This window comes from Nostoc sp. (assembly GCF_036917465.1).
In the GTDB taxonomy this organism is placed as follows: domain Bacteria; phylum Cyanobacteriota; class Cyanobacteriia; order Cyanobacteriales; family Nostocaceae; genus Nostoc.
Genome location: NZ_JBALDL010000016.1, coordinates 1 through 19,719, shown reverse-complemented (window position 1 = coordinate 19,719; position 19,719 = coordinate 1). Strand labels below are relative to the sequence as shown.

Annotated in this window: 20 protein-coding genes; 6 read left to right on the top strand and 14 right to left on the bottom strand. The window is 40.4% G+C overall.

The features are described from left to right. Positions 1-101: 101 nt before the first annotated feature. The 5 genes from devC to psbP all read right to left on the bottom strand — a co-directional run bounded on the left by devC (position 102) and on the right by psbP (position 6,317). Entirely contained in the window at positions 102-1,256 is a 1,155-nt protein-coding gene (devC, locus tag V7K38_RS03245) for an ABC transporter permease DevC (protein WP_334855404.1), read from the bottom strand. A gap of 152 nt (positions 1,257-1,408) precedes the next feature. Continuing rightward, on the bottom strand, positions 1,409-2,833 hold the full coding sequence (locus tag V7K38_RS03240; RefSeq protein WP_334855403.1) for an HlyD family efflux transporter periplasmic adaptor subunit: 1,425 nt from the start codon (positions 2,831-2,833) through the stop codon (positions 1,409-1,411). Positions 2,834-4,158: 1,325 nt separating this feature from the next. Further along, positions 4,159-4,896, bottom strand: a complete 738-nt coding sequence (locus tag V7K38_RS03235) for a phycocyanobilin:ferredoxin oxidoreductase (RefSeq protein ID WP_334855402.1) — start codon at positions 4,894-4,896, stop codon at positions 4,159-4,161. Positions 4,897-5,036: 140 nt separating this feature from the next. Further along, positions 5,037-5,630, bottom strand: coding sequence for a Maf family protein (locus V7K38_RS03230; protein WP_334855401.1), 594 nt, complete (start codon positions 5,628-5,630; stop codon positions 5,037-5,039). A 141-nt stretch (positions 5,631-5,771) separates the two neighbouring features. After that, complete coding sequence (gene psbP, locus V7K38_RS03225; protein ID WP_334855399.1) at positions 5,772-6,317, bottom strand: photosystem II reaction center PsbP; 546 nt, start codon at positions 6,315-6,317, stop codon at positions 5,772-5,774. Between the two features lie 718 nt (positions 6,318-7,035). On the opposite strand from psbP, the gene dapB reads away from it, so the two are divergent. After that, a complete protein-coding gene (dapB, locus tag V7K38_RS03220; RefSeq protein ID WP_334855397.1) occupies positions 7,036-7,872 on the top strand; it encodes a 4-hydroxy-tetrahydrodipicolinate reductase in 837 nt (278 codons plus the stop codon). Positions 7,873-7,970: 98 nt separating this feature from the next. Beyond that, positions 7,971-8,657 carry a phosphate ABC transporter permease gene (locus V7K38_RS03215; RefSeq protein WP_334855396.1) on the top strand — a complete coding sequence of 229 codons (687 nt, stop codon included), beginning with the start codon at positions 7,971-7,973 and terminating at the stop codon, positions 8,655-8,657. A 66-nt stretch (positions 8,658-8,723) separates the two neighbouring features. Here V7K38_RS03215 and V7K38_RS03210 read toward each other — a convergent pair whose 3' ends face one another. From V7K38_RS03210 to V7K38_RS03200, 3 genes are all read right to left on the bottom strand, one after another. After that, entirely contained in the window at positions 8,724-10,139 is a 1,416-nt protein-coding gene (locus V7K38_RS03210; RefSeq protein WP_334855395.1) for a right-handed parallel beta-helix repeat-containing protein, read from the bottom strand. A 100-nt stretch (positions 10,140-10,239) separates the two neighbouring features. Beyond that, positions 10,240-10,869: a precorrin-8X methylmutase gene (locus tag V7K38_RS03205; RefSeq protein ID WP_334855393.1), complete on the bottom strand. Its 630-nt coding sequence runs from the start codon at positions 10,867-10,869 to the stop codon at positions 10,240-10,242. Positions 10,870-10,972: 103 nt separating this feature from the next. Then, complete coding sequence (locus V7K38_RS03200; protein ID WP_334855391.1) at positions 10,973-11,782, bottom strand: TPM domain-containing protein; 810 nt, start codon at positions 11,780-11,782, stop codon at positions 10,973-10,975. 243 nt (positions 11,783-12,025) lie between these two features. On the opposite strand from V7K38_RS03200, the gene V7K38_RS03195 reads away from it, so the two are divergent. Then, positions 12,026-12,346 (top strand): DUF2281 domain-containing protein, encoded by a 321-nt coding sequence (locus V7K38_RS03195; RefSeq protein WP_334855390.1) that lies wholly within the window; start codon positions 12,026-12,028, stop codon positions 12,344-12,346. Between the two features lie 473 nt (positions 12,347-12,819). Here the strand turns inward: V7K38_RS03195 and V7K38_RS03190 are convergent, their stop codons facing one another. The 4 genes from V7K38_RS03190 to V7K38_RS03175 all read right to left on the bottom strand — a co-directional run bounded on the left by V7K38_RS03190 (position 12,820) and on the right by V7K38_RS03175 (position 14,970). Next, positions 12,820-13,407 (bottom strand): hypothetical protein, encoded by a 588-nt coding sequence (locus V7K38_RS03190; RefSeq protein WP_334855389.1) that lies wholly within the window; start codon positions 13,405-13,407, stop codon positions 12,820-12,822. 89 nt (positions 13,408-13,496) lie between these two features. Beyond that, positions 13,497-14,033, bottom strand: a complete 537-nt coding sequence (locus V7K38_RS03185; RefSeq protein WP_334855387.1) for a DUF948 domain-containing protein — start codon at positions 14,031-14,033, stop codon at positions 13,497-13,499. Positions 14,034-14,044: 11 nt separating this feature from the next. Next, on the bottom strand, positions 14,045-14,395 hold the full coding sequence (locus V7K38_RS03180) for a YtxH domain-containing protein (RefSeq protein ID WP_322641420.1): 351 nt from the start codon (positions 14,393-14,395) through the stop codon (positions 14,045-14,047). Between the two features lie 239 nt (positions 14,396-14,634). After that, the gene (locus tag V7K38_RS03175) at positions 14,635-14,970 is read right to left on the bottom strand and encodes a hypothetical protein (protein WP_334855384.1); all 336 of its coding nucleotides are present in this window, start codon (positions 14,968-14,970) and stop codon (positions 14,635-14,637) included. A gap of 637 nt (positions 14,971-15,607) precedes the next feature. Between V7K38_RS03175 and V7K38_RS03170 the strand changes: the two genes are divergently transcribed. Then, on the top strand, positions 15,608-16,600 hold the full coding sequence (locus tag V7K38_RS03170) for a metal ABC transporter solute-binding protein, Zn/Mn family (protein ID WP_334855382.1): 993 nt from the start codon (positions 15,608-15,610) through the stop codon (positions 16,598-16,600). 95 nt (positions 16,601-16,695) lie between these two features. Here the strand turns inward: V7K38_RS03170 and V7K38_RS03165 are convergent, their stop codons facing one another. Then, positions 16,696-17,229, bottom strand: coding sequence for a DUF4330 domain-containing protein (locus tag V7K38_RS03165; protein WP_334855380.1), 534 nt, complete (start codon positions 17,227-17,229; stop codon positions 16,696-16,698). A gap of 395 nt (positions 17,230-17,624) precedes the next feature. Here V7K38_RS03165 and V7K38_RS03160 point away from each other — a divergent pair, with 395 nt between their 5' ends. Continuing rightward, on the top strand, positions 17,625-18,488 hold the full coding sequence (locus tag V7K38_RS03160) for a M48 family metallopeptidase (RefSeq protein WP_334855379.1): 864 nt from the start codon (positions 17,625-17,627) through the stop codon (positions 18,486-18,488). Positions 18,489-18,546: 58 nt separating this feature from the next. On the opposite strand, the gene V7K38_RS03155 is transcribed toward V7K38_RS03160, so the two are convergent. Continuing rightward, the gene (locus tag V7K38_RS03155; RefSeq protein WP_334855378.1) at positions 18,547-19,302 is read right to left on the bottom strand and encodes a metallophosphoesterase family protein; all 756 of its coding nucleotides are present in this window, start codon (positions 19,300-19,302) and stop codon (positions 18,547-18,549) included. A 245-nt stretch (positions 19,303-19,547) separates the two neighbouring features. Between V7K38_RS03155 and V7K38_RS29530 the strand changes: the two genes are divergently transcribed. Next, complete coding sequence (locus tag V7K38_RS29530; protein ID WP_442940744.1) at positions 19,548-19,634, top strand: DUF2470 domain-containing protein; 87 nt, start codon at positions 19,548-19,550, stop codon at positions 19,632-19,634. The last annotated feature ends 85 nt before the right edge of the window (positions 19,635-19,719 follow it).

Genomic DNA, 19,719 nt, shown 5'->3' with positions numbered 1-19,719 from the left:
TTTCAAAATGTAACTGAAGCTTGAATCGGAAAGTAGGTTTTCTTAACCATCAATCATAAGTTATATTTATTAACAGTAAATTTTAATTAAGATTGAATTAATTAAAAGATATCTGCTGGATCGGCGGAACGTAGTTTTCGGACTGCGATCGCACCAGAAATAATGCACATAAGTATAGTTAAAATTAACACCATTACGGCACGGTCAAAACTCATGAAAACTGGTAAGAGAGTTGCATCTTTGGCGCTGTTATACATAAATAATGAAAAAACAATTCCAGGAAAATATCCTAATACTGCTAACAGTAAAGCCTCTTGAAGAATAACCATCAATAAATAATTTTGTGTATAACCTATTGCCTTGAGAGTAGCGTACTCAGCTAAATGATCTGCAACTTCTGTATAAAGAATTTGATAAACAATCACAGTTCCTACAATGAAACCCATGACAGTCCCTAATGTGAAAATAAATCCGATAGCTGTACTATTTGCCCAATAATTACGTTCAAAATCAATAAATTCTTGCTTGGTTAAAACATTAACTTCTTTAGGTAAATATTTTCGTAATTCTTGGGTAACTACTTGAGCATCTGCTCCCGGCTTTAATCTAATCAGCCCAATATCAATTAATCCTCGTTGACGATTACTAAATATCCGCAGAAAGTTAATATCACTCGTAATTAAATTTCCATCTGCACCGAATGATGCCCCTAATGTAAATAGTCCCCCTACTTTAATTTGCCGTCTTCGTACTTCTGCTGCTACAGTCTTTCCTTGGCTAAAATTAGCCGCAATAGGCCCATATTCTACCCTAGAAGAACGGTCAAATAGAACTACATCAGGCAGTTTAAGTTTATCTAAATTTTCTTGAACTCCAGGCAAGTTAACTATGTTAGTTTCTGGATTCATTCCAAATATCAGGATACTACGAGGACGACCTGTTACAGGATTTTTCCAGATTGTAAAATCTAAATATATAGGATGTACTGATTGGACTGCGGGTAAATCTAAAGCTTTATATAACCGTCTTTGAGAAAAGCTTCTCATTGCCAGAACAGCGCTAGATTGACTATTGATCAAAACAATATCGCCCTGTAAGCTGTTATGAAATCTAACGTTACTATAATACAAAGCATCCCGAAAACCGAGTTGCATAAACATTAAAATATCAGCAAAAGAAATTCCTGCCAAAGCCACAGCTAGGCGAGTTTTTTCTCTTGTAAGTTGTAACCAAGATAAAGGTATTTTTTTACTCATATTATAGGCATCCAAGTACAGGGAGAGTAATTCGTAATAGAGCCTCCGGCACGCTCCGCAAACGTAATTCGTAATTTGAATTCGTAATTAAAAATATGTTCCATCCAAAATATCAAATTACAAATTGGTAGTACTGTTCACCTATAACTTGGTTAGTTATTAATTTCGACCAAAACTTTAGCGTAAGTTAAACCAGATACTTTCTGGCTATATTCTGGAGGTAGAGCAATTTTTACTTCTACAACTCTGGCATCTACATCTGCTGCTGGATCTGTATTTAGCACGTCTTTTTTACCAATTTTTCTGCCAATTTCAGTGACAGTTCCCTTTAATTCGTCGCTAAATGCTCCATTGTCGCTGCTGATAGTGGCGTTTTGACCAATACGCACTTTACCAATGCTGTCTTCAGGGACTTCAGCAATCACATACATTTGGCTGGTTTGTCCAATTTCAGCAATACCATTTGCACCTATGGCTTCGCCTGACTTGGTGTAAACCTTTAAAATCTCTCCAGCAATTGGTGCTTGAACGTAGCTTAACCTTAGTTCTGCTTCGGCTTTTCTGACATTTGCGATCGCATTACTAACTTGAGCTTGCGCTACTTGCACATTGGTAGGACTCACATCCATAAGTCTGCTCAGTTTGGCCTTTTCTTCATCGATTTGTCTTTGCAAAGTTGCTAAAGTTTTGTCACGGTTAACTTTGGCTTCGATTAGCTGCTGTTGCAAAGTTGCTAAATTTTGTATTTGGTTAGCTCTAGCCTCAGCAACTTGCTGTCGTACAGTTGCTAATGTCTGCTTTAGGGTAGCTTGGCTTTCAGCCACTTGCTGATTAGCAGTTACTGCACTTAAGCGTCTAGTATCCCGCTCTTGCTGAGAAATCGCACCTTCTTTGTATAAAAAATCATAGCGTCCAGCATCAACTTGGGCATTGCGCTGTTGGGCTTTAATCCGTGTAAGCGTTGCTCTCAGAGTTTCTCTTTGCCCACTGAGTTCAGCTTCCAGGCGATTTACTGTTGCTTGTTGGACGAGTTTATCTCCACTTAACTGGGCTGCAATCCGCGCGATTGTTGCTTGTTGACCATCCCTTTCGCCAAGATACTGCGCTTGTAGACGAGCAACAACTGCTCTTTGGGCTTGAATATCTCTTGGAGATCCAGCCCTAACTTGCGCTAAATTGGCACGGGATTCTTGCACTTTGGCTTTTGCTTCTTCTAGTCCGGCTATTTGGGTATCGCGGTTATCCAAAATTGCCACAATTTGCCCTTGTTTTACCTGTTCTCCCTCTCTCACCAAAAGTTGCTGAATGCGTGATGATGGCGATAATCCTGATGATGGGGCGGACAATTTAACAACTTCGCCTCGTGGTTCCAAACGCCCTACAGCACTAATGCTATTGCTAGATGGCATTACGGGGGCAGATGTAGTTAGTTTTCTCAGCTGCTCAACTTTCGCCGTACCTAGTATCCCCGCAGCGATTACTACTGGCACGGCTATAGCGATACCCCACCAAATCTTAGGTTGTTCTTGATTAAGTGCCTGCTCTGTTGGCTTTGGCTTTTCAGTCACCCTTGACATAGTATGTTGCCCATTTATCTGAATTGTGCTGATGGAAGTAAAAATAAAAGGGTTTTTAATCAACAGCCAGCTGCTTAGGACAAACAACAGTGGTTTAAAGCTGGGTATGGCTTTAAATTCATTGCGCGATCAACGCTCAACACTATGGTTTTGCAAAATGGTGTTTTCTATAAATCGGCGTACTCATTTGTTATTTCGGCGTACTCATTTGTTATTTCGGCGTACTCATTTGTTATTTCGGCGTACTCATTTGTTATTTCGGCGGACTCATTTGTTATTTCGGCGGACTCATTTGTTATTTCGGCGGACTCATTTGTTATTTCGGCGGACTCATTTGTTATTTCGGCGGACTCATTTGTTATTTCGGAGAACTCATTTGTTATTTCGGAGAACTCATTTGTTATTTTGGCGGACTCATTTGTTATTTCGGCGGACTCATTTGTTATTTCGGCGTGTCCATAACACACCCTACGAAACCACTAAAAGAGTTGAAACCTATACTGGTCATACTTGTGTGTACACCGTAGCTTCTAAAAGAAGAGAGGCTTTGACGCTTACTTACTCCCCAACGCTCGTAGGGAAGGGGCTGGGGGTTAGGTCTGTATTGAAACCGAGAAGCGCTATAGTAAGCTGGCTATTCAATAACTCTGAGTATTATTGAGACATGAGTGCAATGAAAATTGGCAGAATTCACAAACAGTATGAGTCTAGATATAGAGAGGCGATATATCTCGTCTCTACACAAAATCCCAAAATGGTATGATGCGATACTGTACTGCTACATCCACTAAGCCTACAGTTAGTCACAAAATTCAAAAGAAACATCAAAAATAGACTGTTACCTTTTTTGGATACAATCTTGCTACAAAAGTTAGTCTTCCTTTAGCGAATAAATGATTAACTAACTAAAAAATATCTGTCAATTTGAGCATTCCTAACATCAGAGTTTCCTTAGCTTTCTAGTCAATGAGTTAGCTGTATTTAGTTGCTCACACCAAAATAATTCGTAATTCGTAGAGAACGAGTACGCGGACTCACTAACGTAATTCCTACTTAATTAATTCAGAATACAACCCCCTAACTTTAGTTATGGGGTATTAATTACGAATTACGTAAAGCCTGCGGCATGGCTTCGCTTAACGCGGAGCGTGCCGGAGGCTCTATTACGAATTAAAACGTTCGCGTAGCGTCTCGTAGAGAAGCGGCCTGACTATTCTCCCTGTTGTTATTTTGGGACTCCATTAAACTGTCGTTGAATGAATTCTACATTTATCTGTTAGGCGAAAACGTAACAGAACCTACAGATGGTTAAGATGGGGAGATGATTAAGTTGGGAGATCGAATAAAACTGTGGTCATATAATTTTCTGCCCAAACTGGGCCAAAGGCTTTTTCTAGTACGCGACGGGTTTTATCGTTTTGCTGCTGTTTGGTGCAGTAATTGTGTTGTCCGGCAAGATTTTGTGTAACTTGTTCAACTGAAACTGGATGTGAAGCGATCGCTTGGGTACAATGAATGTCTAAAAAGTCTCGCACCCGTGACAGAAACATTGCTTCTTCTTCTGGGGAACCGGGGCGCACAAAGATGCAAAAATCTGAAAAAATATTTCCCCATTCTGGTAATTCACGGGGTTGGGAAAAGTTAAGCACTCTTAGCTGTGTTAGTGCTGTAGTATAAGATTCTGGTAAGGTGCGCTCTGCTTGGATAGGAGAAAGGTCTGCGATCGCTGCACTAATTTGACCTCTACCCCCAACTAAATCGCAACCAAACATTGGTAGGTTGTATTCTGGACGGGGAAACATGACGCAGTGCAAAATATCCAGCATATTTCCGATTTTCGCCAGTTCCAAATGCATTTTCCGAAACTGGGGCGTTTGATAGCAACGGTTTTCAATCGTCAGTTTTTCACCTTCTAGTCTACCTTCCACATACCCCAACTCATCAGGCAAATGGTAGGGCGATAGATCCAGGTGCTGATGCCAAGCTGCCTCAATACAATCAGCTAGCTGACGAATTAGGGGATGTTGTTGCTCACGCAGCGAGGGCATAGAAGTAAATGACATAAGCTAGTTTGGAATGCGATCTAATGCTCAGTCTACAACCTGTTGCGTCTCACCGTTCTAGGTTGCAATATTAAGCAAAGTGGGCATTGGGCATGGGGCATTGGGTATTGGGCATTGGGCATTGGACAAAAGCTAAAAGATTATTGCCAGAAATCAGTTACATCGTATCCCAGTTCCCCTAACATGTGCCGTAACAGGGGTAAACTGAGTCCGATTACATTGGTGTGACAGCCTTCAATTTTTTCGACAAAGAAACTACCAAAACCTTCAATAGCAAAGGCTCCAGCACACTTGAGGGGTTCACCTGTGGCAACATAAGCTTGAATTGCGCGATCGCTCATTTGAGCAAAGTAAACTCTTGTAACTTGAGACTTGACTATTGTGCGGTTTTGGTCAAGGTCAATTAAGGCGTGACCTGTGTATAAGTCACCAAAGCTACCTTGCATTATCTGCCAACGAGCGATCGCTTCAGAAATGTCTGCTGGTTTGCCATAAATTTCACCATTCATAGACAAAACTGAATCACAACCCATAATCAAAGCCGATTCAAACTGTGGGGCTACAGTTTCCGCCTTATATTGGGCAAGAGTTTTGACCAATTCTGCTGGCTCACTTAATTGGATTTGCGACTCATCAAAGTCACTAGCTCGAACTATCGGTTCAATACCAACAGTTTGCAGCAAGCGGCGACGGGCTGGGGAAGCTGAAGCAAGTACAAAAGGTGGAATTTTCATGAGATTTCAGAAAAACTTGTTAATTAGTCATAGGACATAGGGTATGAGAATAAGGCATTGGTGATTAAATTTCTTGTCTATTCCATTCCCAATTCCCAATTCCCAATTCCCAATTCCCAATTCCCAATTCCCAATTCCCAATTAATAAACAGAAAAAGAATTCACAACCTCATCAATCATTCCTTTAACTCTTGGCCAGCGTTTTTCAGGAATTGAGGCGTTGAAGGTAAATACTTTACCACGGCTTACAGCAACGCTGGCGATGTTGTGCCGTTCCTGTTTATTGGGGAGTTTAACCTCATACTCTAAAAGGTAGTATATTTTACCGTCTACTTCTCGCTCTGCGGCATTAACTAATTCAGCTGAACGACCAGAATCAGGAGGTGCAAGAGCAGCTTTTCCTAACTTATATCCTACTTCTGTTGGCGTTCCCAATTCTGACAAAGTTTTGCCTTCTGGAACTGGGCTAATGACAACAGAAATATTTTCAGATACCTCAATCAAATCGTGGAAAACCACATCTGGGCCGTTAGCAACTTTAACTTGCAGCCAGCCGTTAGGATATAAAAACTGATAGCCATCACTAGAGTCTATAAAGCTTTTGAGTCCAGCCGCGATCGCTACATCAGAATTACTCAGGCTGAAACTCAACATTAGTAGCAAAATTAATACAATTCGTTTCCACATTTCTACAGATTCCTTTGGGCTGGAGACAACACCAGGCTTGGATCATTTCTCGTTATTATTCTCCCACCAAGCGGGACGCTTCGGATGAGCCATTAGATGTTGACAAATACTCTCTGGTGTATCACCTTACTGATATATGAGCTACTTCTCAAAGATAGTATGGAGTTATTTTTGGAAATATGGTAAGTGAATTAGGGTAAATAAAACAGGTTACTAGCTAAGATAATGTGAGTTCGATGAACCTCTCCCTCCCAACCTCTCTCTGGGAAACGGAACTACGGTGTACACACAAGTCTTTGAGAGTGGCTTCATAGGCTTTTGATCCCCCCAACCCCCCGATAAATTGGGGGGCAAAACTCTCTTAAAGTCCCCCAATAAATTGGGGGATTTAGGGGAATCTCCAACGATTTTGGGTTTGTACAAAGATGTGTGTACACCGTAGGGGAAACGGAAAGGGAGGAGCAACGAAAAATTAAGCTTTTTACTCCCCTCTCCGTGTCGGAGAGGGGCTGGGGGAGAGGTCAAATAAGACTTGTCGAACTCACGTTAAGATAGTGGGATGAAAATGAGAACCGATCGGCTTGAAGAGTAGAAAAACTGAGCGGTTAGCTGCATAAATCAAGGTAGTCGGAATTAAGCTAGAGATTTGAGAAGCTAGCTACTAGATCGCTAAAGTCTTTACAATTCCTTTGTTAGCTCAAAAAGTATTTCTCGACCTATGACGAATCAAGCTCCTATCCCGGTTATTGTCAACGGTGCTGCTGGTAAAATGGGCCGTGAGGTGATTAAGGCGGTGGCACAAGCGCCTGACTTAAACCTAGTGGGTGCAATTGACCACAGTTTAGAACATCAAGATAAAGACGCTGGAGAATTGGCGGGTTTAAGCGAACCCCTAGAAGTACCAATTACCAATCAATTGGAACCGATGTTAGGGTATGTGGCTGGTGACAGACACTCTCCTCCAGGGGTGATTGTAGACTTTACTCATCCAGATTCAGTTTATGACAATATTCGTAGTGCGATCGCTTATGGTATTCGTCCTGTAGTTGGCACCACTGGGTTAAGTCCAGAACAAATTCAAGATTTGGCAGACTTTGCCGACAAAGCTAGCACAGGTTGTCTAATTATTCCTAATTTTTCCATTGGCATGGTGCTATTGCAACAAGCTGCGATCGCAGCCTCGAAATATTTTGACCACGTGGAAATTATCGAACTGCATCACAACCAAAAAGCTGATGCTCCCAGTGGTACCGCCATTCAAACGGCGCAGTTATTAGGAGAATTGGGTAAAACTTTTAACCCTCCTGTTGTAGAAGAAACGGAGAAATTACCAGGAGCAAGGGGTAGTGTAGCAGATGAAGGGATTAGAATCCATAGCGTGCGCTTGCCAGGATTGATTGCCCATCAGGAAGTTATTTTTGGCGCAGCCGGACAGATTTATACTTTACGACATGATACGAGCGATCGCGCTTGCTATATGCCAGGAGTGCTACTAGCGATTCGCAAAATCTTAGCGCTAAAGTCGTTAGTATATGGATTAGAAAAGATACTTTAAACTTTAACTATTTGCCGTAAATCCCACACTGTATTTGTTACTCCAAATACAGTGTGGGCAGTTCACACACACTATTCAGCATTCATCACTCAGCACTCATGTTAGTACCACTGACTCGCCAGAAATTTGAACAAGTTATCCCCCTAATTGCCACTGGTTTGCAGTACAAGTACTATTGGGGGAAGTTTTCAAATTTTTTGCAACGCCTGTTAATTTCTGTAGTTGCCGTAGTTGTTATATTGCTTGTCACAGTCGTTTTTAAGCTTGAGTTTGCTTCAATAGTATTTGTGGTGGGGGTAGTTAGCGCTTTTTTTTGGTTGTGGTATCCAGTGTTTCAAGCAAGTATGCGGAATTTGCAATGCCGGCGTTACAAGTATGGCGGCTTTTTCCGTGGTCGAGTCCTAGATTGGTGGATTACAGACCAGTTAATGGGTAAAACCGAAACAGTTAACAGCAAAGGCGAATTGGTGATTGTAGAAAACCGAGAAAAACAAATTAACTTAGAGGTGGGTGATGAAACAGGATTTACTGTTGAGTTCGTAGCACCATTGCGTCCTGCCCACAAAGTTATTACTCGCGGTCAAATTGCCGAAATGGTAGTGCTGTCAAATCGCTCAGATTTGAGCAGTATTGAACAATTCAGCGATATATACATTCCCAGTCGTGACCTGTGGATTAGCGATTACCCTTATCTGCGGCGCGATTTCTTTAACGAAGTCGGTCGTCGCTTGCGCGAAGACCAGCAACAAAAACCGCGTCGTCGGCGGCGTAGAGTAGAGGAGTGAAGAAAAAGTGTTTGGGTATTTTGATTCCTGATAAATCTCTCCTGGTCTATGTCTTCCACCTTATTTTTAACGAGAGCATCCCACTTTGATGAGCTTCCCGTTTAAACGATAAGTCATTTGACCACAAACAAAACCTGCCGACTTAGGCTCTACATAAGTCCGTGCAGGCGGATTTTGTTTATCTAGCTGCGATTTCCAATTGTCAGATATTTTCTTTAGAGTGGGATATTTTTTGAAAAATTGAGAGTCCGCAACAATATCGTGAGGGCCATTAACACTTATCTTTGAACTGTTGATGTATATATTATAATCATAAAGAACGTTCTTATTTTCAGTATTATTATTAATATCCTTGCCAGGGAAAGCATAGAGAATATTATTTAAAATTCTGACATCAGATGACGTATAGGCAAATATTTGTCCTCCTTCAATTTCTGGACTCTGATTATTTAAAACAGCAGTATTATTCACAATATCAACATGATCGCTTAAAAATGCATGAATACCTGAACCACCATTATTAAATGTAAGATTGTTTTGAACTAAAGTACGTCCTATATATGCACCCAATTTCGGGTCTTTGCGCTCATCTCTTGAACTATCAATAATAATGCCATTACCGTCTGATATCTTGCCAACATCAATCCAAGGGACATACATACGATTGTTGTAACTCTTGTTGTTGGTCACGAACATCTTGTATCCCCGATTGTTGTCGGAATTCCAATTGTGCAACATTGAAATACCACTAGCACCATAAACGCCATACCAGGCATTATCGAACACAGTGTTATTATCCACCGTCACATAATCGGACTCCATCACTCCGATCCCTACTCCTCCGCATTTATGTACTTTGTTGTTCAGAATACGAATGTGATGAACATGACCATTTATTCGTCCATCAACGATTATGCAGTTTCCGTTTGTAAACTTATTTGTTCTGTTAGTCTTCTGACTTAATGCATAATCAAGGGTGATATTGTCATTGTTTCCTATGACCTCCAACCCGTTGATTTCGATATATGAAGCTCTATGTGAAATCTCAACACCGTTCCATGTATTGTGTTTAATTTTTGGGAAATGACCAGGATATGCTTTATACCTAATCCATCCTTGTGCAGTTCCAGAACGTTTAATATCTACTACACTTCCAGCTTGGGCTGAATTTGTGTATACTCCGTTCATAATCAATACTGTATCGCCAGGGTTAGTTATATCTACTGCCCTTTGAATTGTCCTAAAAGCGGATGAAGTAGAGACTCCGCTATTTTTATCGTCTCCATTACCGCTAACATAGTATGTTTTCGGAGCTGTCTTAGCGCTGATTAGCTCGTGGTTTGGTTGGATAATTTCCTTATTAGTCGATACTTGACGAACGTTTTCAACTGAAGATACTTTTATCTTGTTTCCCTCAACTAAAAGACCCAACACCACTGGAATTGCAAGATATGCGCTTAATCTGAAACCTTGAATTAGCACAAGAAAAGGCTCCTTTTTTAGCAGTCCTTTACAAAAATATCAGGATATTCAGTAATTTTAAATATTATTTTGCATAAAGGTTATGATACAACTGACTTTCCTAATTCCCCCGATTTCTATCTTGTCCATAGGCTTGCCAAGCCAAGTCTACCAATCCGTCAACGATCGCAGCTGCAACAACTGCATTACCTTTGCGACTCTCAATGGTAATATGAGGCACTAGGGAGTCTTGTAAACGCCCCTTCGCTTCATCAACATTGACAAATCCCACTGGAGTCGCAATTATCAAAGCAGGTCTAATTTCCTCAGCCTCAATTAACTCTACCAGTGCTGTTAGGGCTGTTAGCGCTTGACCCACTACAAAAATACCCTCTGGATAACGCTTTGCTAAGGTTTCGATTCCCCATGCTGCCCGAGTTTTTTCTTTTTGAGGGCGTGTCAAAGCTTCCATGCTGCAATACACCGGATTAGCAAAGGTGTTTTGAATTTCGTAGGCAATACCTACTTGTACCATCGGCACATCTACCACAATCGCGGTACGCGCGGCTAGTGCTGCTGCTCCTGCTTGCAAGGCACGCTCAGAGAAACGAATCAAAGACTTATACTCAAAGTCAGCTGTAGAGTATATTACCCGACGCACAATCTCATATTCTGCGGGTGAAAAGACATGATTTTCAATTTCGTGATCAATAATTGCTAAACTTTGAGCATCAGTTACGTGCCATTCCATTTTGTTGAGCTTCTTAAATATTAGCTTTCAGCTTATCAGCTTCAGGCATTTAGGAGTTAGGAGTTATAAGTTCATTAAAAACTCATAACTTCTAACTCAGCACTCATAACTCATTACTAGAAGAAGGCCGACTGAAAATAGGAGATAGGTAGGCAACCAAAACACCGATAATAAAGCCAGAGATATTGCGAACTAGAGGTAGCCAGTCGCTTGTGCGCGTCACCACAGGCCCAATGCCAAAGGCGAGAAATAAGATTCCCCACAAAGGTGAGAAAATTAAAGCCCATTGCCAAGCAAAAACTTGTCCTTTCTCGCGGGGTTGGGCTGCAAATCCACAAATTATCCCACCAATGACTGAGGTAATCAAGGTGAGAATCCATTGCTCTCGTGGCAATCCGGGGACAACATTGCAACCACCTTTTAGCAAACAGCCTTTAACGGATTCTAAAGCTTGCAGAATGGCTTGGTCTTCGCCTTGTTCGCGGACAAAGTATAAATTACCAAAGCGGGTTTGCAGTTCTATCCAAAATGTTCTGGGTAAAAGTTCATAAACAGCATCGCCGACGCTAAAACTAAGGATGTTACCGCCACGAGAATCAGCAACTAGTAAAATGCTTTTGTCATCCAAACCCCAATATTTGATAACTGCCCGACCTGGGGTGCGGTCATACTGAGTCAATACTCGCAGTTTCCAGCCGGTATCGGCTTCAAACTGTTCTAAATCTTTGACAAGCTTTTCTTCTTGCAGCACAGGCAGAGATTTAGCTAAGTCTACAACTGGAGTAAAGGTGTTAGGGAGTAACTCAGGATTGTCATAAGCCAGTGCTGGGGGAGAATGCATGACCCAAATTGACCCAGCCAGGAAAAATACTGCAATAGATAAGAGAATTCTTCGCCAAAAACAAGATTGCATGGACGTTTTTATATAAATATCAACGGTAGAAGTGAACAAGTTGTTTTAAAAGAGTACTAGAAAAATGATAGTTCTTTACACTTGTTTACTTTACTCTAATCTAAGGGATCAAAGCAAAACGTTTTTAGGAATTAGGGGATTGGGAGGGGAAATTTTGCTTTCATGCATAAAACCATTTTTTGTCAATCAGCAAAAATACTCAGGATCGAATAAACCTAAAAGCAGAAAAATTAGAGGTGAGAGATGACTAACAAAGAATTATTAATCCAAGAAATAGAAACTTTACCGCCGGAGTTACTAACAGAAGCACTCAATTTGATACGTTCTATTAAGGTTAACTATACAAAAAAGGAGTTGAAACCAGGTAAGCTTGAATCTATACTTTTAAACGATCTGATAGAAACTTCTAGCGATCAAGAGCAACTTACATATCGTCCTGCTTCGGGACGCTCCATCCTTCGACACGCTGGTACTTGGGAAGGTGATGATTTTGAAGAATGTCTTCAAGCAGTATATACTACCCGTGGTCAAGCTAGAATTGATAACGACAACCTATTTGAATAATGTATTTATTGGATAAAAACCATTGTAATGCCATTATTTTAGGCGAACCAAATGTTATCCGTCGCGTAAATGAAGTTGGAGAAAATAACATTGCCACTTCCGTAATTATCCAGGGTAAACTGACATTTATGATGGAGAAATCTTAACGCAAGGAAAATAATCTAGCTTGACAGAGTTTTTAAAAGAGATTCGTGTCTACCATATAACAGAACAAACAGCAACAATATATGGTCAGGTTAAGGCAGCTTTAGTCAGTCAATTTGCACCCAAAGATAAAAACAAGTAGCGAAAAACTAAAATTGTTAATTTGGGTTTTGATTAAAATGATATTTGGATAGCTGCTATTGCACTGCAAAATAATTTAACTGTTGTTTCAAGTGATAGTGACTTTTTGCGAATTCAACAGGCGAGAACCTTTTCGCTGGAATCTTGGGTTTAATTTGCAACATAGAGCTATAGCTGCATAATTAACTTTACAGTACCCATCGTTTAACTATACTTAAAATACATCTATCTCCAATTAAAATATATGGTGCAAAAGCTGTGTTCTCGTTCTGATCATTAACAAGAGAGTAGAAAGTAATTTCATAATTAGATTTGAGGAATAATCTTTTTATTATTGTCTCAAAGAAAACTTCAAAATCAGGCTGATTCCTAAACCAATAATTTATTAAATTTTCAAATTTATCTTGACTAAAACATTCCGCTCGACGATAAATGTCTAATTCATCCCAGTAATCTGTATCCAGCATATCTCCCACCTCTGGATATAAATCCTTGCCGAAGTTACACAAATTGACAACATCATGGGTGCGAATGTAGCCTTTATCAAAACTGCGATATCTGCTAGGTTTTGCAAATACTTTTAAATCACCTATTGAACTGTCCCAATATTTATCTTGGCTATTGATGCTATTTACAAATTTATGAACAACTTTGTATGTATTTGGTTCTTGACAAAAATTTGGGAACAAGCACATTTCTCCTAAAAAGACTGCTTCATTGAAATATGCTTCACCCGTTTTCCCAAATTGATCGATACAATGCCAAAGTTTATCCATAAACAAAGATCACTTTTTTTAAGCTGGAAAAATAGCACGTTTTGACACCGCATAAGGAAGACAAGCAATGCCCCATGCCATTTTTTTTATCAATCTTCGTCATCGAAATTGCTTTCCCAGCTGGCATCGTTGTAACCGTCATTAGCGCGGTATACTTCTGTTTTTATCCGGCGATTTTCTTGCCTTAGCACTTCTCGTTCTCGCAAGGTTAGTGGTGGTTGTTCATTACTTGGCAAGCGATCGCTATTTCGCCTCGTGGGTTTCTGGCGTGTGAAGTTTCTCCAAGCAGCTTTTGCGCCAACAAAGATACTACGTGTACTTACTTGCAGATTTTGAGCCTGAATTCTTGCACTATCAAGACTTTGATCGACTTGTTTGGCTACTTGACTCGCACTTTTTACACCTTCGCTGACATCATCAGTTAAGTCAGTGATTTCCAAACCAGTCACACGAATAGCTTCTAGAGTGGGCGGCAACTCCCGTGAGAGGGTATCAAATAGCTTTTCTGCACTACGAGCCGCGCGTGCTAACTCTTGCAAAGCCGGTATTGCCGCCACTAAAACCGCAGTCAAGCTTGTGGCGACTAAAAGTAAGGAGAGTCCCAACCAAAACAGGGGATCAATCACGGTAATGTCATTTATGAGCGTTCTAATTGCTGAGGAAGATAATCAGAGTCTTCAGGTGATGTTTGCCGCTTTAAGATTTGGCTTTCCTTCTGAGTGGCATCTACACCTGCTGCGATCGCTTCCCGTAATCGATCTAAAGTCTCATCCCAGTTCCTTAGTGCGCTAGCAGAGAGACGATCTGCTTGGATTTGCACACTCGTTGATAAATCTTCAGCCAATTCTGGGATAGCATTGGCTGATTTCTTCAAAATTTTACGTGTTTCGCGCCCTGTACGTGGAGCCACGAGCAAACCCGTTAAAGCACCGATAGTAGCTCCCAGCATCAAACCGCCAAAAAATACTCCAGAACGGTTATTAGACATATTGTTGTTTCTCTCCTTACACTTATTATTTTAGGTGGGTTTTCTCTCCTTGCAAGACTGACTGATTTTATTCGGTTAATCTATCCTGACAAAATATCAGCCAAAATGTTGCTTTTATTCATTCAACATTCGAACTATTAATTATTTATAACTCAAAACTCCCTGCGTCCCTGCCCCGCCATATCTTTGTGCGCTCGTGTCAGCCCTAATTATAAATGTTCATGTGAACTTGACATAACTCATTTTGCAACAATTTTTTTCCCGGATATTAACTCTAGCCTGCGAAAATAACGCCGCCAGATTTTCTGTCCTTGCAAAAGTAGACTGATAATTTGCCGCACTTGTTGAATTTGTATTTGTAGTGCTTGATTTTTTTGCCGTAAGTTATAAATATTCTCCTGGCTGAGATAAATATTTTCAGGTGCTTTATTCAATGCTGCATCGGTACAAGTTTCATAGATGGTTAACCTATCTGCTATGTATGCTAGCTGCTGCTTGAGTTGCCACACTCGCCAAGCCACATAGAATAGCATCAGCGAAATGAGAGTATTAACGAGGATAACTAAAATTACCATTGTTTATCTTCACCAATATCAGCTTTGAGGAATTGTTCTATATACTTGACTACGAATTTGAGATTTTAGATTTTTTGGGTATGAACCAAAAAATCGCCAATTCGCCAATTTTGTAACAACTAGATGCCCACACCTCGCAAAACCACAGCTACAATTGCCTTAGATTCACGACTCGGTTTGCGAAATCAACCCGTATGCTCAAAAAGCCCCAGCGTTACTACGTTTCACTTCTTAAGCTGATAATCCTAGTCAATTTGCGATCTTTGCAGAATCTAAGCACAATGGCATAGCCATTCAACATCGGGTAAGAGAACTACACTACACTTGCGATCGCAGGCTCCCCAACATCACCTTTATTATTGTGCTACTGCCTCTACCAGTTTTCCAGTTTGTCGCCTGAAGTTCACTAAAATTTTGCCTGCAAAATCTCACCAATGCTGAAATCAGCAAAACTTGCTGGGTGTGTGCTGGAAAAAAGGAAAGTGGAGAAAGAGAGAGTCTATCAATTCCTCTTCCCTTATACAATTTTCCTAGCCGATGACTTTGCCCCTCTTCGTTATTGAAGGCTTCCCCCTGCTATTTTTTAATCTGTTACTAATAATGATTATTTTTTCTATATATCCAGTAGGAGGTGAGGATGTCAAAAAAAATACCATCAACTAATTTATTCCGAGTCATTTTTGTTGCTTTGACGATTGGATTTGTTGGGTGTGGAAATCAAGCTGCAAGAACTACATTTACTGAAACTACCACCCAGGTAAATGAGAATCTTCCTAAAGTTGTAGCAACAACAAGTGTATTATGTGACTTAACTAAACAAGTTGCTGGGAATACAATTAACCTCATTTGCTTAATTGATCCTAGTGCCAATCCTCGCGTATATAAACCAAAGCTGGAAGATCGTAGAGCCATTGAGCAAGCTAATCTCATTCTCTATAGTGGCTATAATTTAGAACCAAATCTGATCAAATTAATTAAAGCAACTAAAAACACTGCACCGAAAATAGCTGTCGGGCAATTTGCGGTATCTAAGCCACAAAAATTTGAGAAAGATGGCAGGAATGTAATTAATCCTTATTTTTGGCACAATACCAAGAATGCTATCAGAATGGTGGAGGTAATTAATAGTAATCTGAGAAAATTAGAATCTAGTGATGCCGCGAATTATAACGGCAACACCAAAAAAATCACAAATGAACTAACTCAACTAGATAGCTGGATTAAGTCAAGAATTACGAGTATTCCTACCAAAGAACGCAAGTTAGTTACAACTTCTGATGCACTGAGTTATTACGCCAAAGCATACGGTATTCAGTTAGCAGGCGGATTACAAGGTATTAGTAGTAACAAAAACTTGACAGCTACACAAGTTAAAAATTTGGTTACAAATATTAAACAGGCTAAAGTCTCAACAATTTTCTCTGAAGCCACAATTAACGAGAATTCATTTCAATCTGTAGCAAGAGTTGCTGAGGTGAAAATTTCTGATAGGAAGTTATACGTTGAGGGGCTTGGTGAACCAGGAAGCGAGGCAGACACTTATCAGAAAATGATGATTGCCAATACACGCACAATTGTAGAAGGCTTAGGAGGGACGTATTTAATGTTTCAACCGAAAGCTGCTAATTAGTTATAATTTCCATTAATAAATCTGATAAACCGAAGTCTTTGAGATTACAGACAATTCGGTTTATCAGCCTATTTTGGAAAACGAAAATGTGAATGCTATTTGTCTTTTAATCTAATATCAATAACAGTTGCATTGAAGTTATAGTTAAAACCTTCCAACTCAAATGGCATTCCAATTTTGACTTTACTGTTACCTAGAACGGGGCCATTTTCAGTAACCTGGGCTTTGCCATCTAGAGTTAAAAGCAAATCTGTACTAAAATTGTTGGTCTTAGGATCTGGCAATTCTTTAACAGTGCCATCAGGTTGGGAAACATTAATTGTTCTAGCTAGCTGTTGAATGGATTTAATCTCAATCTCTCCATAAGGTTGATTGCGGATAATCACATTAGTCTTTCCACCTTTTTTTAAACCTTGGTTAAATAATTGCTCAGGATCACGGACATTCAAACCACGAACTACTAAGTCTACTTCTATAGGTATTGTTTTCGCACCGACTTGGGCAACAGAACCAGAAGTGCCAGGAAAGATAAAAATGCCAAATATCACTAGCAGAATTACCAGTGCAGCACCTAAATCTAGAAGGTTGATTTTGCCGAACAAGCGACCTTTTGAATCTAAAATAGCCATAAAAAATTTTCCGAGGTAATAACGAAGTAATTGATTGTAGCAAGAAGACTTTCGATGAAAATGGCAATTTTTTCTATTTGGTAATAACTCAAAGCGGCTAGGGGTTGCGGTTATGCGACAGTTTATCACGAGTTTTGTAAGTTCGCAGAGGGGGCAGCTAACCCTCAAACTTTTGCCCGTTAAGATTGACGCACCTAGAAAGTAATATTTAGTGTTTAAGCCTATGTCTAGATAGAATCTCTAGCTCCCCTGTAATTCAGTAGATTTGCGTAAGCATTAGCTGTATCACAACTCATTTGCTTTTGAGTTAAGAATGCAACTTAGAATACTCTAAATCCGTCTCATAATTTGTCCCATCATTTTATGTCCTCCCAAAATAATATTCAGAGCTTATTATGTTCAATTGGAAAATTTTTGTTGCAAATTACCGGGTGTGGCGGCGTAGCTGGTTTTATCCTTTAATTTCAGTGGTAGTTGCCCTAAGTCTGTGCCTGAGTACACCAGTGCCAGGAAGGGCTTTAGATTTCTTGCCCCTTCTACTCCAAGGAGTTCAGGCATTTCAGCTTTCTAATATGTCTTCTAACCAAGAAGTTGATCTTGGTAAGCAGATTAATCAGCAATTAGTTGGCAGTCAAGTCCGACTTTACCGCAATCCCGAAGTTAATCGCTATGTCGAACAAATTGGCAGACGTTTAGCAGTCAATAGCGATCGCCCCAATCTTCCTTATACCTTTCAGGTAGTTGAGGATGACAGCATTAATGCTTTTGCTACCTTGGGCGGCTATGTCTATGTCCACACGGGTTTATTGAAAACCGCAGACAATGAAGCGGAACTAGCTAGCGTCCTCGCTCATGAAATTGGTCACATTGGTGGGAAACACGTAGCCAAACAGATGCAACAGAAAGCGCTCGAAAGTGGTCTATTAACAGCAGCAGGCTTAGATAGGAGTACAGCAGTGCAAATCGGTGTCCAGTTAGCGCGAGACTTGCCCCGCAGTCGTAACAATGAATTTGAAGCCGATCAAAGAGGACTACGAACTTTGACACGCACTGGTTACGCCCAGTCTGCAATGGTTTCTTTTATGCAAAAGCTACTGAAAAAGGGTGGTTCTACTCCGACATTTTTGAGTACCCACCCCGGAACGAGCGATCGCATTGAGGGTCTTAGACGTGCAATCAACTCCCAACCTAGTAATGGAAATTATGGGTTGGATAATGCTAGTTATAAAGCTAATGTTCGACCATTAGTAAGGTCTTAAGGGAATTGGGCATTGGGCATTGGTTATTTCCTCCCTACTCCCTGATCTCGAATATTGTTTAATTTTTATTGCGGCGATCGACTTTGATTTTGGCTGGATTAACGGTAATTACAGCCTCTTCTAAGGGGAGGGTACGGATATAATTTTTAAAAATGTTAACTTGATAAACCAGGTTATTCGTGACATCTAGTCCAGTCAACCAGCCACTCCGGGGATGATAAGCACCAGTATCTATGTCTAGCCATCCCTGCCCTTGTGCCAGTTTACCAGGAGAAACACCAGGCAGAGTAAAAGTAATAGTGTGACCGATGATAATTAGCTTATCTGGAAAGTAGGGTTTTTCGATGCTGTGAAATTCCTCTCGTATCCAGCAGAGTTCCTCGGCAGTTTGTTCTGTCACCGACTTGGAAGGGTCAACACCAGCATGAGTTAACCAAATATCGCCTAAGTCGAGATATGTAGGCAAACTCTTGAACCAATCCAGATGATCGTCAGGGATTGAAGCCTCGTGATAACTGGCTACGGTAGCTTGCCCCCCACTGTACAACCACGCTTGCATCGTCGGGGAGGAAGTTCTTTCATTAGTCAGAATGTTTAATAACATCTGCTCATGATTTCCCAGCAAACATGGGTAGTTATGTCGTTTGACAAAATTAACTACTTGTGAGCTATGAGGCCCGCGATCGATTAAGTCTCCCAAAAAATAGATTTGATCGTCTGACGTGGGAGCGATCGCCTCCAACAAAGTCATCAAACCTTCATAATGTCCATGCACATCCCCAATTACAATTCGTCTGGGGCTAGTTTCGCTCATTTTCTCTTAGCTTCAATAGTTTGGCTAATACTTCTGCTACAGTTTAAGCTGTCTGATTTCCGTAGTAGAAGGTAGAAATACTGAATAAGTTTTATTTTAATTTAATTATTCCCCTATAAATAAAATTAATTTATGATGGCAATGGGGTATGTAAAATGCAGAATTTTGAGTGCTTAAGAAAGAAAATCGGCAAATTTCATTCCCGTTCTTAGCTTAAAATTTAAGCTGTTACTTCTATTTCAACAATGTCTAAGGATTTTTCTGCTGATATTAGTTCGCGCATCTGCAAGCACATGAATGATGATCATGCTGATGCCATAGTTGTTTATTGAACGTGTGTAAAACCCCGTCCCCTCGTGGGCGGGGATGTAAGCACGGTTAAATTAGGGGGTTCGATGCCCCCTAATTTAACACTAT

What these genes read in the sequence shown, in the direction of transcription:
- devC (WP_334855404.1), bottom strand. Translation starts at nt 1,256, where the DNA reads ATGAGTAAAAAAATACCTTTATCTTGGTTACAACTTACAAGAGAAAAA.
- V7K38_RS03240 (WP_334855403.1), bottom strand. Translation starts at nt 2,833, where the DNA reads ATGTCAAGGGTGACTGAAAAGCCAAAGCCAACAGAGCAGGCACTTAAT.
- V7K38_RS03235 (WP_334855402.1), bottom strand. Translation starts at nt 4,896, where the DNA reads ATGTCATTTACTTCTATGCCCTCGCTGCGTGAGCAACAACATCCCCTA.
- V7K38_RS03230 (WP_334855401.1), bottom strand. Translation starts at nt 5,630, where the DNA reads ATGAAAATTCCACCTTTTGTACTTGCTTCAGCTTCCCCAGCCCGTCGC.
- psbP (WP_334855399.1), bottom strand. Translation starts at nt 6,317, where the DNA reads ATGTGGAAACGAATTGTATTAATTTTGCTACTAATGTTGAGTTTCAGC.
- dapB (WP_334855397.1), top strand. Translation starts at nt 7,036, where the DNA reads ATGACGAATCAAGCTCCTATCCCGGTTATTGTCAACGGTGCTGCTGGT.
- V7K38_RS03215 (WP_334855396.1), top strand. Translation starts at nt 7,971, where the DNA reads ATGTTAGTACCACTGACTCGCCAGAAATTTGAACAAGTTATCCCCCTA.
- V7K38_RS03205 (WP_334855393.1), bottom strand. Translation starts at nt 10,869, where the DNA reads ATGGAATGGCACGTAACTGATGCTCAAAGTTTAGCAATTATTGATCAC.
- V7K38_RS03200 (WP_334855391.1), bottom strand. Translation starts at nt 11,782, where the DNA reads ATGCAATCTTGTTTTTGGCGAAGAATTCTCTTATCTATTGCAGTATTT.
- V7K38_RS03195 (WP_334855390.1), top strand. Translation starts at nt 12,026, where the DNA reads ATGACTAACAAAGAATTATTAATCCAAGAAATAGAAACTTTACCGCCG.
- V7K38_RS03190 (WP_334855389.1), bottom strand. Translation starts at nt 13,407, where the DNA reads ATGGATAAACTTTGGCATTGTATCGATCAATTTGGGAAAACGGGTGAA.
- V7K38_RS03180 (WP_322641420.1), bottom strand. Translation starts at nt 14,395, where the DNA reads ATGTCTAATAACCGTTCTGGAGTATTTTTTGGCGGTTTGATGCTGGGA.
- V7K38_RS03175 (WP_334855384.1), bottom strand. Translation starts at nt 14,970, where the DNA reads ATGGTAATTTTAGTTATCCTCGTTAATACTCTCATTTCGCTGATGCTA.
- V7K38_RS03170 (WP_334855382.1), top strand. Translation starts at nt 15,608, where the DNA reads ATGTCAAAAAAAATACCATCAACTAATTTATTCCGAGTCATTTTTGTT.
- V7K38_RS03165 (WP_334855380.1), bottom strand. Translation starts at nt 17,229, where the DNA reads ATGGCTATTTTAGATTCAAAAGGTCGCTTGTTCGGCAAAATCAACCTT.
- V7K38_RS03160 (WP_334855379.1), top strand. Translation starts at nt 17,625, where the DNA reads ATGTTCAATTGGAAAATTTTTGTTGCAAATTACCGGGTGTGGCGGCGT.
- V7K38_RS03155 (WP_334855378.1), bottom strand. Translation starts at nt 19,302, where the DNA reads ATGAGCGAAACTAGCCCCAGACGAATTGTAATTGGGGATGTGCATGGA.
- V7K38_RS29530 (WP_442940744.1), top strand. Translation starts at nt 19,548, where the DNA reads ATGTCTAAGGATTTTTCTGCTGATATTAGTTCGCGCATCTGCAAGCAC.